This is a genomic window from Streptococcus sp. Marseille-Q8145, from assembly GCF_965112035.1.
In genome coordinates, this window is sequence record NZ_CBCOPQ010000004.1 from 67,295 (window position 1) to 81,606 (window position 14,312).

General features: G+C 41.2%; 15 protein-coding genes. 13 read left to right on the top strand and 2 right to left on the bottom strand.

Annotation, left to right across the window (positions count from 1 at the left end; translation table 11 throughout):
- Positions 1-167 precede the first annotated feature (167 nt).
- The 3 genes from ACWPVL_RS08615 (at position 168) to ACWPVL_RS08625 (ending at position 2,384) form a co-directional block, all read left to right on the top strand.
- The gene (locus ACWPVL_RS08615) at positions 168-662 is read left to right on the top strand and encodes a beta-class carbonic anhydrase (RefSeq protein ID WP_454388300.1); all 495 of its coding nucleotides are present in this window, start codon (positions 168-170) and stop codon (positions 660-662) included.
- 100 nt (positions 663-762) lie between these two features.
- A complete protein-coding gene (locus ACWPVL_RS08620) occupies positions 763-1,629 on the top strand; it encodes an ABC transporter permease (RefSeq protein ID WP_454388302.1) in 867 nt (288 codons plus the stop codon).
- Entirely contained in the window at positions 1,626-2,384 is a 759-nt protein-coding gene (locus tag ACWPVL_RS08625) for an ABC transporter ATP-binding protein (protein WP_125404994.1), read from the top strand. The genes ACWPVL_RS08620 and ACWPVL_RS08625 overlap by 4 nt, the downstream gene beginning before the upstream one ends.
- A 165-nt stretch (positions 2,385-2,549) precedes the next feature.
- Here ACWPVL_RS08625 and ACWPVL_RS08630 read toward each other — a convergent pair whose 3' ends face one another.
- Positions 2,550-4,031, bottom strand: a complete 1,482-nt coding sequence (locus ACWPVL_RS08630; protein WP_454388304.1) for a M protein trans-acting positive regulator PRD domain-containing protein — start codon at positions 4,029-4,031, stop codon at positions 2,550-2,552.
- Positions 4,032-4,322: 291 nt separating this feature from the next.
- Here ACWPVL_RS08630 and ACWPVL_RS08635 point away from each other — a divergent pair, with 291 nt between their 5' ends.
- From ACWPVL_RS08635 to ACWPVL_RS08660, 6 genes are all read left to right on the top strand, one after another.
- Complete coding sequence (locus ACWPVL_RS08635; RefSeq protein ID WP_015605856.1) at positions 4,323-4,562, top strand: GlsB/YeaQ/YmgE family stress response membrane protein; 240 nt, start codon at positions 4,323-4,325, stop codon at positions 4,560-4,562.
- A 45-nt stretch (positions 4,563-4,607) separates the two neighbouring features.
- Entirely contained in the window at positions 4,608-5,174 is a 567-nt protein-coding gene (amaP, locus tag ACWPVL_RS08640; protein WP_125389742.1) for an alkaline shock response membrane anchor protein AmaP, read from the top strand.
- 12 nt (positions 5,175-5,186) lie between these two features.
- Entirely contained in the window at positions 5,187-5,360 is a 174-nt protein-coding gene (locus tag ACWPVL_RS08645; protein ID WP_005591614.1) for a DUF2273 domain-containing protein, read from the top strand.
- Positions 5,361-5,373: 13 nt separating this feature from the next.
- Positions 5,374-5,973: an Asp23/Gls24 family envelope stress response protein gene (locus tag ACWPVL_RS08650; RefSeq protein ID WP_005591615.1), complete on the top strand. Its 600-nt coding sequence runs from the start codon at positions 5,374-5,376 to the stop codon at positions 5,971-5,973.
- 34 nt (positions 5,974-6,007) lie between these two features.
- Complete coding sequence (locus tag ACWPVL_RS08655; protein WP_005591616.1) at positions 6,008-6,214, top strand: CsbD family protein; 207 nt, start codon at positions 6,008-6,010, stop codon at positions 6,212-6,214.
- Between the two features lie 727 nt (positions 6,215-6,941).
- A complete protein-coding gene (locus ACWPVL_RS08660) occupies positions 6,942-7,979 on the top strand; it encodes a zinc-binding dehydrogenase (protein ID WP_454388308.1) in 1,038 nt (345 codons plus the stop codon).
- 38 nt (positions 7,980-8,017) lie between these two features.
- On the opposite strand, the gene ACWPVL_RS08665 is transcribed toward ACWPVL_RS08660, so the two are convergent.
- Complete coding sequence (locus tag ACWPVL_RS08665) at positions 8,018-9,163, bottom strand: low temperature requirement protein A (protein ID WP_454388310.1); 1,146 nt, start codon at positions 9,161-9,163, stop codon at positions 8,018-8,020.
- Positions 9,164-9,351: 188 nt separating this feature from the next.
- Here ACWPVL_RS08665 and ACWPVL_RS08670 point away from each other — a divergent pair, with 188 nt between their 5' ends.
- From ACWPVL_RS08670 to ACWPVL_RS08685, 4 genes are all read left to right on the top strand, one after another.
- Positions 9,352-10,170, top strand: a complete 819-nt coding sequence (locus tag ACWPVL_RS08670) for an oxidoreductase (RefSeq protein WP_454388312.1) — start codon at positions 9,352-9,354, stop codon at positions 10,168-10,170.
- An 18-nt stretch (positions 10,171-10,188) separates the two neighbouring features.
- Positions 10,189-11,169 (top strand): helix-turn-helix domain-containing protein, encoded by a 981-nt coding sequence (locus ACWPVL_RS08675; RefSeq protein WP_454388314.1) that lies wholly within the window; start codon positions 10,189-10,191, stop codon positions 11,167-11,169.
- A gap of 533 nt (positions 11,170-11,702) precedes the next feature.
- Positions 11,703-13,370: a ribonuclease J gene (locus ACWPVL_RS08680; RefSeq protein WP_148877830.1), complete on the top strand. Its 1,668-nt coding sequence runs from the start codon at positions 11,703-11,705 to the stop codon at positions 13,368-13,370.
- 160 nt (positions 13,371-13,530) lie between these two features.
- A complete protein-coding gene (locus ACWPVL_RS08685) occupies positions 13,531-14,310 on the top strand; it encodes an alpha/beta hydrolase (RefSeq protein ID WP_454388316.1) in 780 nt (259 codons plus the stop codon).
- The last annotated feature ends 2 nt before the right edge of the window (positions 14,311-14,312 follow it).

Sequence of the window (14,312 nt, forward strand, 5' to 3'; positions counted from 1 at the left end):
AAAGGTGTGGATGAATTTCCGCACTTTTTTTGCATTTTTCTTTCATTTCTTCATAAAAAACGGACATTTTTGCTTTATCTAAATCTGAAAACTGACAAAATATCCAAAAGATGATAAGATGGTAGGAAATGGTTTGACTATCAAATAAATTCTAGTAAGGGGAAAGAATGTCCTATTTTGAAAATTTTATGAAGGCCAATCAAGCCTATGTGGACCTGCATGGGACCTCCCACCTGCCGATTAAGCCCAAGACCAAGGTGGCAATCGTGACCTGCATGGACTCTAGGCTACACGTGGCTCAGGCTCTGGGCTTGGCGCTGGGAGATGCCCATATCTTGCGCAACGCTGGCGGTCGGGTGACAGAGGACATGATTCGCTCGCTGGTTATTTCACAGCAGCAGATGGGCACACGGGAAATTGTAGTCTTGCACCATACGGATTGTGGCGCACAAACTTTCAAAAATGAAGAGTTTGTAGCCTATCTCAACAAAGAGCTGGGCGTTGATGTCAGCGGTCAGGATTTTCTTCCATTTACAGATGTGGAGGAAAGTGTGCGGGAAGACGTGGCGCTTCTCCGCCAATCACCCCTGATCCCAGCCGATGTAGAAATCTCGGGAGCAGTTTATGACGTAGATACAGGGCGGATGACCATCGTTCAGTGACTATTAGGAAGCCAGTTTGTTTGTCGGTATTTCGGCATTGAAATTGGCTGCTTTTTTATGTTAAAATAGAATACGATTTTAATTTAGTTAGGACAATAAGATGATTCTTTCCATTATTTCACAAGGTCTGGTCTGGGCCATTTTGGGTCTGGGGATTTTCATGACTTTTCGGATTTTGAATTTTCCAGATATGACGACGGAAGGTTCCTTTCCTCTGGGTGGGGCGGTAGCCGTCACCTTGATTACCAAAGGGGTGAGCCCTTTTTTGGCAACGGCAGCTGCGGTGTTGGCAGGCTGTCTGGCAGGTTTGGCGACAGGCCTTCTCTATACCAAGGGCAAGATTCCGACCCTGCTGTCAGGAATTTTGGTCATGACTTCTTGCCATTCCATCATGCTCATGATCATGGGGCGGGCTAACCTAGGTCTTCTGGGAACTCGGCAGATTCAGGACTTTTTGCCTTTCTCGGGGGAGATTAACAATCTCCTGACAGGCTTGATTTTTGTCAGTCTAGTCATTGCAGCCCTGCTCTTTTTCCTAGATACCAAGCTAGGGCAGGCCTATATCGCGACTGGAGACAATCCTGATATGGCGCGTAGTTTCGGTATCAATACTGGCCGCATGGAATTGATGGGCATGATCTTGTCTAATGGCGTCATTGCCTTGTCTGGTGCTCTGATTGCCCAGCAGGAAGGCTATGCGGATGTGTCCCGCGGGATTGGGGTTATCGTCGTCGGATTGGCCAGTCTGATTATCGGAGAAGTGCTTTTTAGGGGTCTGACCTTGGCTGAGCGCCTGATTACCATTGTGGTTGGTGCCATTGCCTACCAGTTTCTGATTTGGGGTGTCATCGCTCTTGGCTTCAACACGAGCTATCTCCGTCTTTATAGTGCGGTTATCTTGGCGGTCTGCCTCATGATTCCGACCTTGAAAAATAAATTCTTTAAAGGAGCTAAGTTAAGCAAATGACAGCGATTGTAGAATTAAAAAATGCCAGCAAGCGGGTCAATAACGGCTTTGATGAAGAAAAGGTCATCCTAAACGATGTGTCGCTGGAGATTCATGAGCATGATTTTATCACGATTTTGGGTGGCAATGGAGCAGGGAAATCAACTCTTTTTAATGTCATTGCCGGTACGCTCTCTCTGAGCAGCGGCAGCATTTACATCTTGGGCGAAAATGTGACCAACTTTTCACCTGAAAAGAGAGCCAAATATTTATCGCGCGTCTTTCAAGATCCCAAGATGGGAACGGCTCCTCGGATGACAGTGGCGGAAAACCTGCTGATTGCCAAGTTTCGTGGCGAATCCCGTGGCCTAGTCCCTCGTCGGCTGAATAGCTATCGGCAGGAGTTTCAGGAGACCATTGATCAGATTGGCAATGGTCTGGAGAAACACTTGGATACGCCGATTGAGTTTCTATCAGGTGGTCAGAGACAGGCTTTGAGTCTGCTCATGGCGACACTCAAGCGTCCAGAACTGCTTCTCTTGGACGAGCATACAGCTGCGCTGGATCCCAAGACCAGTGTGGCTCTTATGGAGCTAACTGACGACTTTGTTCGCAGAGACCAGCTGACGGCCCTCATGATTACCCATCACATGGAGGATGCTCTCAAATACGGCAACCGGCTGATTGTCATGAAGGAAGGGCAAATCATCCAAGACCTCAAGCAGGAAGAAAAAGCCAAGATGACCATAGCGGACTATTATGGTTTGTTTGAATAGGCTTGTCCATTTTTTGGAATGCTAAAAAAATGAATAAGCAGTAAATAATTATTAAACGGATATATCTCTGTCTTCACAGGGGCGTATCCGTTTTTCAAAAATTTGCTCAGATAAATGAATAAAAACCGCTAGATTGCGGTTTTTTTGTTATCAAAATAGTCTAAATCACTCATCTATCCGAATAAACATCATTGCGTTAAGCAAGGAGATGAGTGCGACCGTATTAATATTATTGGAATAGATCAGTCTCTTGTTCTCAATGGGTGGAATAATAAAATTAGAAATGATGATATCGTAAGGTGATTCTTTTAAAGAATCAATTGATAGCTCTAATTTATTCCAAACTTCAAGTTCAAAATTATTACTGCAATAATAAGAAAGTGTCTCTGCTACTGATTTTGCATGATACTGATCAAAATTACTCATGACTAAAACCTTTAATTTAGGCTGATTTTGTAAAAGATTCAGCACTAAATGTTTGCTGTGAGTGATAAAGGTATAGGATAGATGGTTGACTTTCATTGGTGTGCTATGGATATCCAAAGTCTCTAGGTAATGTTCAATCCCTTTTTTAATATCTGAAACAAATTGAGGGAAAATATTTTGAAAGTTCTTGATTGTATTCCCTTTTTGATCAAACAGAATAAACTCTGTAGATAGTTCCTGACGGTGCAGATGTGCTGTATTATGCAAATGCCAAATAAGATTATCATTATTGTCAATTTTAAGATTATATTTGCTTTCTATCTGAACAATTAAATCACTTAATAATTGATACGAATTTTTTACATAACTATCTGTTTTTGCGCAGCTCATAAATAGATTTTCATCAATGAAAAACATTTTTTGAAAATAGGAGACAAATAGTTGACCGATCACTTCTTTATTCAAAGAGATATGATATTCAGAATCAAAGCTCGCTACAATGTCTTCAATTCCTTCTGCCTGCATGAAAGATTCTAACAATTGATTGTTAAAAGAATTTTTCTCAACTTCCAAGAAATGGCCAAACTTTATTCGATATAAATTCGTAACGAGGAGCAATTTTAACATTCGTTGAGTTGCGAAATTGACAGGAAATGCAGTTTCTTTGTAGACCAGTGCTAACAGCTTACACAAAGGTTCTACTGAAAAATCTGTAAAGGGCCATTCAAGAAAATAATATTTTTCCGAAAAATATTGTGCAAAAAAATAACGGATATCAATCTCATCTCCAATGATTCGAGCAGGATTGAGACTAATTTTAAAATTATATTGTTTTTTTATGATTTTGTTAATATGACTGATTATACGATAGAGTGAGGAAGAGCTTATATAAAACTCTTCACAAATATTCTCAGTTTCATATCCTTCGTTAAAGAAGATGAATTCTAAAATTGAAAAATGAGTTGAATGCTTAAAGAAATGATGATAGACCATCTCAATATCACTATCATCAGTATTAATGATACGTATGCCATTAGTGGACGAGTGAAAAATCAATTGAGGAAAAGAGGACTTAACATGGGATAAATCATCTTTTACTGAACGTTCTGTACAATTTAATAGTTCAGCCAGTTCAGAAATATGAAACCAGCGTTTGTTTTTAAATAGTAGTTCTAATAGTTCTAATTGCCTGTGACTCTTTTTAGACAGTAATTCTCGCATTAAAATATTATCTTTCTTTATATAGTGTTTTTATTATCAGGAAATTATACCATATTTTTATACATTTAATCTCGTTTAATAACTCTGAAATATATCTAAAAATGCTTGTAAAAGCCTGTAGAACAAGGAATTCTTATCTTTTTGTATCTATAGTACAGATAAACGGTAAGAAAACCAAGCTGAATTATTATGTTTCCAATTTGGAAAATTATATAATTATATTAATCAAAAAATAATATAAAAATATTATTAAGACATTTTGATTCAGAAAAATTAGAAAGGAGAATCACTATGTTGTGGTCAATTATTATCGGTGGGCTTATTGGTCTGGTTGCTGGATCAATAACAAAAAAAGGCGGTTCTATGGGAATTGTCGCCAACGTTGTTGCAGGTTTAGTTGGTTCAGCTGTTGGTCAGTCTCTTTTAGGAACTTGGGGACCTAGTTTGGCTGGCATGGCTTTGATTCCTTCTATCATCGGCGCAGTTATTGTAGTTGCAGTTGTATCGTTTTTTGTAGGAAAGAAAGCATAGAATTGCTTTTTGTACAAATATAATTTAATGATGAAAGGATTCAATATGTCAAAATCAAGAAAAATACTTTCCCTTATTTTCTGTATTTTAATCTTGACGATTTTGATTCCTGTTTTACTAGATTTTCATAAAGTTAGCGGTTTAGGCCTCCAGTTATTCACTTGGAAAAAGATTCCGTTTGTAGGGTACTATCTATCTAGATATGTTTTCTGGGGGACACTGGTTTTAGCAAGCTTAATATTGTTGCTGATGTTAGTGATACTTTTTTATCCTAAGAGACGTTTGGAAATTCAGTTAGCTGATGCGGATGGTAAACTAATGCTGAAAAATTCAGCGATAGAAGGATTTGTTCGTAGTCTGGTGACAGACCATGATTTTATTAAAGATCCTACAGTTTCCGTAAATAGCCGGAAAAACAAATGTCTGGTTTCTGTTAAAGGAGCAATTGTTCCGTCAGAAAACATCATCAAAAGAAGTCAGTTGATTCAGGATGAAATTGCTACTGGATTAACAGAATTCTTCGGTCTCAATCATGATGTCAAGCTTGAAATCTCTGTATCAGATTTCAAACCAAAATCGCAGGCTAAAAAAAATACTAGTCGTGTAAAGTAAGGAAGTACCAAAATGGAATGGTTTAAAAAATATCAATATCTAATCCTATCTGGATTAGCGGGCGGTGTTCTAGCCTGCTTTATCCTATCCTTTGGCTTCTTTAAGACACTATTTGTCTTGATTTGCGCTGCCATAGGAGCAGGAATCGGATATTATATACAACAAAAAAATATATTAAATAAATAATAAGGAGTTTCTTATGTCAAATACAAATAAAGATTTTAAAGATGTTGCTAAAAAAGAAGTTGCGCAAGCAACTCATGAAGTAAAAGGTGAATTGACTTACGAAGATAAAGTCATTCAAAAAATCATTGGTCTCTCTTTAGAGAAAGTTTCAGGTTTGCTAGCTGTTGATGGTGGCTTCTTCTCTAATTTAGCAGATAAATTGATTAACACTGATAACGTAACGAATGGTGTTAATGTTGAAGTTGGGAAAGAACAAGTGGCTGTTGACTTGAACGTAGTAGTGGAATATCAAAAGAATGTTCCTGCCTTGTACAAGGAAATTAAAGATGTTGTTGTGGCGGAAGTTTCTAAGATGACTGATTTGGAAGTTGTTGAAGTAAATGTCAATGTTGTTGATATTAAAACGAAAGAACAACATGAAGCTGACTCAGTTAGCCTTCAAGATCGAGTGACAGATGTTGCTGAATCAACAGGAGAATTTGCTTCAGAGCAATTCGAAAAAGCAAAATCTGGTCTTAGCGGTGGTTTTTCAGCCGTTCAAGAAAAAGTTGGTGAAGGTGTAGAAGCTGTTAAAGATGCTGCTTCATCAAGTGAAAAAGCTCGCGTACATTAATTAAAAACAAAAAGAAATAAAGGAGGACATAGTTATGTCAACAGAAGAAAAATTCAACCAAGCTAAAGGCGCTGTCAAAGAAGGTGTTGGGAAAGTAATCGGTGACGAAAAACTTGAAAAAGAAGGAGCAGCTGAAAAAGTTGTTTCTAAAGTCAAAGAAGTTGCTGAAGATGCAAAAGATGCAGTTGAAGGCGCTATTGAAGGTGTTAAAAACATGCTTCATAAAGACGACGAGAAATAAGGTTATGCTATATTATATATAGTAGCTGATAGAAATCAACTACAGTCTAAAGGAGACCTCATTTTAGGGTCTCCTTTACTTTTTTATGTTCATTCTTTTTAGTTAAATTTTTCCAAACTTCATAGTGTAAACGCTTGCAATATTTTGGTGGGAGGAGTATAATATAAGTAAAGATAGGGAAAGGAAAAAATTAATTTCGCATTCGATTTGCTTTGCTGATATATTTATTTGTAACATATAAGTCGTTGCTTTACTGGACTATTGGTTAAATCATTGGGTAGGCCTGCTTAGCCTATCTGATTATGACAGTGGGATAGAAAGTAGAAGCTTTTAGATGGTTTTCAGTCTTCGAGATGTTAACCGATAGTTGCTTTGTGATCAATATTTCTAATGCTAAGATAAAAGAAAATCATTAGCGCTTAAAGGAATTAAAAATTTAATAATCAACAATTGTTGTTAGTCAGTTCCGAATGGAATAAACTGATTGCTCCCATATCAGCAAGGTGAATCAGACCTCTAGCCGAGTCACGCTAGAGGTCATTTTGATGGATTCAGCAGCTATTGCTGGAGTATGGCCTCAGCTAGTGAGGACTAAGAAAGCGGCTTTAAAAAGTGATGGGTAGGGCTTGCTGGGAAAGAAAATTGTCACGCAACTCTTTTACCTTCCCTTAGGCTAGGTCTCTGAAAAGTGATATAATATAGTTAGCAAAACACAAGGAGAAAAGCAATGAAATCAGCAGTTTATCTCAAGGCTGGTCAAGTTGGACTAGTAGAAATGGATCATCCGCAAATTCTAGACCCAGATGATGCCATTATCCGCATTGTTCGGACCTGTGTCTGCGGCTCTGACCTGTGGAGTTATCGAAATGAGCAGGTGAAGCCTGGGCGCATGAACAGTGGACACGAGGCGATCGGGATTGTCGAGGAAGTCGGTGGTGCAGTAACGACTGTGAAAGCAGGCGATTTTGTCATTGCTCCATTTACTCATGGATGTGGGGACTGTGACGCTTGCCGAGCAGGATATGACGGGACTTGTGACCGGCATATTGGCAATAACTGGTCAGATGGGGTGCAAGCGGAGTATATGCGCTTTGAGTATGCCAACTGGGCTTTGGTGAAGATTCCGGGTCAGCCGTCAGATTATTCAGAGGGGATGCTTAAGTCCTTCTTGGCGCTGGCTGATGTCATGCCGACAGGCTACCATGCTGCGCGTGTGGCAGATGTCAAATCAGGCGACAAGGTAGTCGTTATCGGAGATGGCGCTGTTGGACAATGCGCTGTTATCGCGGCTAAGATGCGGGGAGCTTCCCAAATCGTCCTCATGAGCCGTCACGAAGACCGACAAAAGATGGCGCTTGAATCAGGAGCAACAGCAGTGGTCGCTGAACGTGGCGAAGAAGGCATTGCCAAGGTGCGCGAAATCTTCGGCGGCGGTGCCGACGCTGCTCTTGAATGTGTCGGAACAGAAGCGGCTGTTGACCAAGCGCTTGAAGTCCTTCACAACGGCGGCCGATTAGGCTTTGTTGGTGTTCCCCACTATAATAATCGTGCCCTTGGTTCCACCTTTGCTCAAAACATCACAGTGGCAGGTGGTGCAGCCTCTGTCATAACCTACGACAAGCAAGTCTTGCTGAAAGCAGTCCTTGATGGCGACATCAATCCAGGCCGTGTCTTTACTTCCAGCTATAAACTGGAAGAGATTGACCAAGCCTATAAAGATATGGACGAACGGAAGACCATTAAGGCTATGATTGTGATTGACTAAAACAAAAATTCTAGTAGACATCATCTACTAGAATTTTTTTAATACAAATCCCAATCCGGTGTTGAGAATTTCTTGGTTTGGGTCATATAAAAATGTGTGAAATGGATTTCCATTGCTAAAGTCATCAAGGTTGCAATCGTAATAACGATGTTAGGATTGGCTGAGAAAAGCAGGGAAAGAACCAGTCCGATAAAGAAGAATGCAGCTTGTAAGCCATAATAGAGCTTGTCATACTTGAGGTAACTCTTGTTAAAATAGCCATTTGCAAGGATAGCAGCTTGAAAGAGGCCGATACCCGTATAGAAGAAGCTAGTCGCAAAGAGGTGATGAGCTTCAGGGTTTACCAAGAAACTCATAGACACAGTCACCATAATCAAACCAATAAAAATCGGATAGTGGCTATAAATCAAGAAGATTCCTTTATTATTACCTTCTTCATCAATAGCATGGTCAAACTGACCAAAGTAGTTCATAAAGAGGTTGATCATGATGATAAAGTAAAGGATAGAATTAATGGAGAAGTGTTCAAGGGTAAAGAAATCCGCTAATCCCATAATCATCTCACCAAAAGTGATGATAACTAAAAGTGAAATGCGTTCAATTAGGTGGGGAAGATTAATTTGGAAATGGGAAACTTTTCGGGTCAATAGGACGGGCATGATAAAGGTCAGGAGAATCCCAGTTATGTAGACATGAATTCCAAGATGAATTGGCAAGAGAGCAGCTAGGTAGACCAGGACAGTTCTGAGACCAGTCATCCAAAGAAACCCCTTGATGCTTTTACGATTGGCCGGCGTGGTAGATTTTCGAAGATATTCAACCAGATATTGGGAAAATAAGGTCAAGGTCAGTGTCCCAATCGTCCAGCAGAAGGTATGGAAATAGGATTGCCAGTCATTAGTAATCATGTTTGCTATCAAGAGTAGCATGGCCATATTGACGAACATGACGACCATATTGAAAAGAGAATTCTTTCCGTAACGATTCGTGTAGACAGTCTGAATCATCCAAGAATTGACCAGAACTAGAAGGGACATCAGGAAACCAAAGATGGCGTCTAATGATAAGACACCATGGTGAAGGTGATGAATAAGGGCAGTGGTTTTGGAAATGGCGTAAACAAAGACCAGGTCATAAAAAAGCTCGCTAAATTCCACCCGTTTGTGTTTGATAAGATTTATCATTGTAAAACCTTTCGTGGCAATTTCTAACAATTCATTATAACAGAAAATAAATAGAATTAGAAAACTTGTTTTTTATCAGAATTTTTGGCGTAAATTATCATTCTATTGACATAAACTGTCATTTACCTGTCAGTTTCTGTATCGTATAATAGTCTCATCAATCAAATAAAACAAAAGAGGAAATGATTATGTCAAACAAAAAAGTTATTTTAGTCACAGGTGCATCATCAGGTATGGGAAAATTATCAGCCCAAGATCTCATTAAAGCAGGTCACACAGTCTACGCAGTTGCTCGTAGCGTAGATAAAATGAAAGACTTGGAAGCTATCGGTGGTCACATCATGAAGATGGACGTGACCAATGAAGAAGATATTGAGAAAGTCGTAGCGCAAGTCATCGCTGAACAAGGGCGTATCGATGTTCTCTGGAACAATGCAGGTTACGGTCTCTATGGTCCAGTGGAAGATTTGTCCATGGAAAAAGCCCAACAACAATTTGAAGTCAATGTTTATGGTGTCGCTCGCTTGACCAAGAAAGTCTTGCCTTACATGCGTGCTCAAAAAGATGGGCTCATCATCAATACATCATCCATGGGTGGAAAAATCTACACACCACTTGGAGCATGGTATCATGCATCAAAACATGCCATTGAAGGATTTAGCGACTGCCTTCGTATGGAAGTCAAAGAATTTGGTATCAAGGTCGTTGTCTTAGAGCCAGGTATGATCAACACTGGTTTCAACGCAACAGTTGGTCAAAACTTCTCCTACGAGTCCAAGAACGGAGCATACAGCCGTTTGGTCAATGGCTACATTAAAGCCATGGAAAACAACCCAGCACCAGGTTCAAACCCAGAAGTGATTTCACGTACTGTTCTCGAAATTATCAACGCTCGCAACCCTAAAACACGCTATCTAGTTGGTCGTGGAGGGAAACTCTTGGTTGGTATTCGCCGGATCTTTGGTGACAAATTCTTCGACCGCATGATGCTTATGTCTATGCGTTAATAGAAATGGAGAAAGCCTATGCGTCTGAGTCTCAGTCAGCAATATATTGACAATTTAAAACTGATTGGCCTAAATCTGAACATGATTCTGGAACTGGCCAATCTTCCAGATACCACCTGGAAGGAAGAACTGAACCTCTCAACCCTTGATTACTACCGTCTGTTGACCGCTTTTGACAAAGTAGCTAATGATGAGCAGATTATCGCCGTGAGCCGTATCAAGGACATTCAAATGTTCATGCCTCCTTTCTTTGCGGCACTTTCGTCGAAAAATGGTCTCGCAGCGATTGAGCATTTTGCCAAATACAAGAAAATCACAGGTCCCATTGTTGTCAGTATCGAAACTTTTAATGATTTAGTCCGTGTCAACTACCGTTATGACTATCCTGGTCTCGACTTGCCTCGTTTCGCCCTTCTCAATGAACAGCTTTTATTGGTGGATTTGATTCGGACAGGGACAGGAGAAGCTATCACTCCCGTGCACGTGGGGACTCCGTTTACATATGAAGAAGCCAGCCTTGCAGTGTTTGGCTGTCACGTGGAAGAGATGGAGGGCAATGAAGTTGTCTTTAAAAAGTCGGATTTAGAGAAGCCATTCCTGACAGCCAATAATGTCATGTTGGATTACCTAGAACCTCAGCTCAAGGAGCGTTTGGCAGAAGCCACGACTAGTGAGAGTTTTACAGGTCTCGTCCAGCAAAAGCTCTACCAAGCTATCCCAAGCGGTACCTTTGGTATCGAAGATATCGCAGCGACCCTCGGCATTAGCAGCCGAACCTTGCAACGAAACCTGACGGCAGAAGGCACTAAGTTTAACCAAGAATTGCAAAATGTGCAGAAGATTCTAGCCTTTGGTTATTTCAAGAATCCTGACATGACAACGGATGATGTAGCCTATCTACTGGGCTATTCCGAAGTCTCTTCCTTCTCACGAGCCTTTAAAAAGTGGACAGGAAAGACTATTTCGGAGTACCGAGAAGAAAATAAAGCGCTACGATAAATGGAAGGTATGATTTTCAGAATTGAGAAGAGAGATACTTATCAGGGCACTGGTTCAAAGAATTAAGCCAAAACAATGGCTTTGAGTAAGTCCGTTCATCCATTCGACCTATATAAGATAGGGCGGCTTCCCAACTAACCTTCTGATCGATTTCAGGAGATCAGCTTAGGGTATCCTGCTCGGATAATAGAATTTAGTCTCAGACTAGGTTCTATTATTTTTTATCTTGTGAGTAGATCTAGTTTCTAAAAGCTATCTTCTAAAATGAAACGGGGAGGGATGCCTTTCTTCGCATTTTGAATTAGAAAGGAAGAAGTGACCAGAGACTTGCTGTATCAAATACCTATTCTGAGATTTCTAGCTTGCTCTATGAGTTTCCTTTGTTTTGAAAAAAGCGTGAAAAAATGCTATAATGACTAAGATATGCAAACTCTGTTTGCAAAACTGTAATTCGACTTGGCTTGCCAAGGACCGTTAGTAATAAAATCAAGGAATCTTTGACAAATGAGATTCTAAAATCGATAGGAGTAAAAATGAGTAAAAGCACGATTAAGCTGATTACTTTGGGCGGCGTCCGCGAGAATGGGAAAAATCTCTACGTCGCCGAAGTGGATGATTCCATTTTTGTATTGGATGCTGGGCTCAAGTACCCAGAAAATGAGCAGTTGGGAGTAGATGTAGTCATTCCCAACATGGATTATTTGTTTGAAAATAAAGACCGAATTGCGGGTGTCTTTCTGACTCACGGTCATGCGGATGCCATCGGTGCACTGCCCTATCTTTTGGCAGAAGCTAAGGTACCAGTCTTTGGTTCGGAATTGACGATTGAGCTAGCTAAGCTCTTTGTTAAAAACAATGACGCTGTTAAGAAATTCAATGATTTTCATGTTATCGATGAAAATACAGAAATTGAATTTGGCGAAACGGTTGTCTCTTTCTTCCGGACGACCCACTCGATTCCAGAGAGCTTGGGAATTGTTGTTAAGACGCGTGAAGGCAATATTGTTTATACGGGAGATTTCAAGTTTGACCAATCTGCCAGCGAATCTTATGCGACGGATTTCGGCCGTTTGGCTGAGATCGGCCGTGAGGGCGTTTTAGCTTTGCTGAGTGATTCAGCCAACGCTGACAGCACCGTGCAAGTGGCTAGTGAAAGCGAGGTTGGACGTGAGATTACGGACACGATTTCTGATTGGGATGGGCGTGTCATCGTGGCAGCGGTTGCCAGCAACTTGTCTCGGATCCAGCAGGTCTTTGAAGCTGCTGCAGAAACAGGTCGTCGTGTCGTTTTGACAGGCTTTGATATTGAAAATATCGTCCGTACGGCTATCCGCCTCAAGAAATTATCCTTGGCGGATGAGCGCCTGTTGATCAAGCCTAAGGAAATGTCTAAGTTTGAGGACCACGAGCTGATTATCTTGGAGACGGGTCGGATGGGCGAGCCTATTAATGGTCTACGCAAGATGTCCATCGGTCGTCACCGTTATGTAGAAATCAAAGACGGAGACTTGGTTTACATCGTTACAACGCCATCTATTGCCAAGGAAGCAGTCGTAGCGCGTGTGGAAAATATGATTTACCAAGCTGGTGGCGTGGTCAAGCTGATTACCCAAAACTTGCGTGTATCTGGCCATGCCAATGCGCGTGACTTGCAGCTCATGCTCAATTTGTTGCAACCCAAGTACCTCTTCCCGATTCAGGGAGAATACCGTGGGCTGGATGCCCATGCTAAGGCAGCCATGGAAGTCGGGATTTTACCAGAGAATATCTTGATACCGAAGCGTGGTAGCGTCATGTCCTACGAAAATGGCGACTTTGTGCCATCTGGAGCAGTGTCAGCAGGCGATGTCATGATTGATGGAAATGCCATCGGTGATGTGGGCAATATCGTCCTGCGTGATCGTAAGGTTCTCTCTGAAGACGGTATCTTTATCGTGGCACTTACAGTCAATCGCAAGGAGAAAAAAATCATTTCCAAAGCCAAGGTTCATACTCGTGGATTTGTCTATGTTAAGAAGAGTCGTGACATCCTGCGGGAGAGCACTGATCTGATCAATAAGACAGTGGAAGACTATCTGGCTCAGGATAACTTTGACTGGGGCGAGCTCAAGGGAACCGTCCGTGATAGTTTGGCCAAGTTCCTCTTCGAGCAAACCAAACGACGGCCGGCTATTCTTCCAGTTGTCATGGAAGTTCGCTAGAGTCACTCGAGGGAGTAACTTTCCCAGTGTTTTGTAGAGAGAAAGTCGGATATCGGCTTTTTCTTATCTTTTGGCAGTTGCAGAACAGGCTTTGCTTTCGGAGTGTGGCTGGCTGTGCTGTCTGGTCAAGAACAGTAGTTTTTACAAGAGGAGAAAAAAGATGGCAGTGATGCAGATAGAATATTATTCAGAAGCCTTGGAGATGGAGTGGGGAGTCAATGTCCTCTATCCAGATGCGTCGCGCGTGGACAAGCCAGATGATAAGGATATTCCTGTTTTGTATCTGCTTCATGGTATGAACGGTAATCACAATAGCTGGCTTAAGCGCTCAAATATCGAACGTCTGGTTCGCTCGACTAACTTGATTGTTGTGATGCCAAATACCAACAATGGCTGGTACACTGATACCCAGTATGGCTATCATTACTATGAAGCTATCGCTGAGGAGCTGCCACGGGTGCTCAAACGCTTTTTCCCTAATATGTCTGACAAACGGGAGAAGAATTTTATCGCTGGTCTTTCCATGGGCGGATACGGAGCCTTTAAGCTGGCTCTTAAGTCTAACCGTTTTTCATACGCGGCTAGTCTTTCAGGGGCTTTGAGCTTTCTTGATAGTCATCCAGACGATGTTGAAATAGCAACACCAGCCTACTGGCGGGGAGTTTTTGGAGAATATAAAGACTGGACCAGCAGTCCTCATTCTCTGGAGAGCATAGCTAAGCAATCTGATAAAAAGACTAAGCTTTGGGCATGGTGCGGTGAAGAGGATTTTCTCTACGAGGCCAATCAGGTGGCTGTGAAAAATTTGCGAGAATTAGGCATGGATATCACCTACAGTCATAGCCCAGGTATGCATGAATGGTACTACTGGGAAAAGCAGATGGAGCAGGTTTTAGCTTGGCTGCCGATTGACTTTGTTCTCGAAGAAAGACTGTCTTAAAA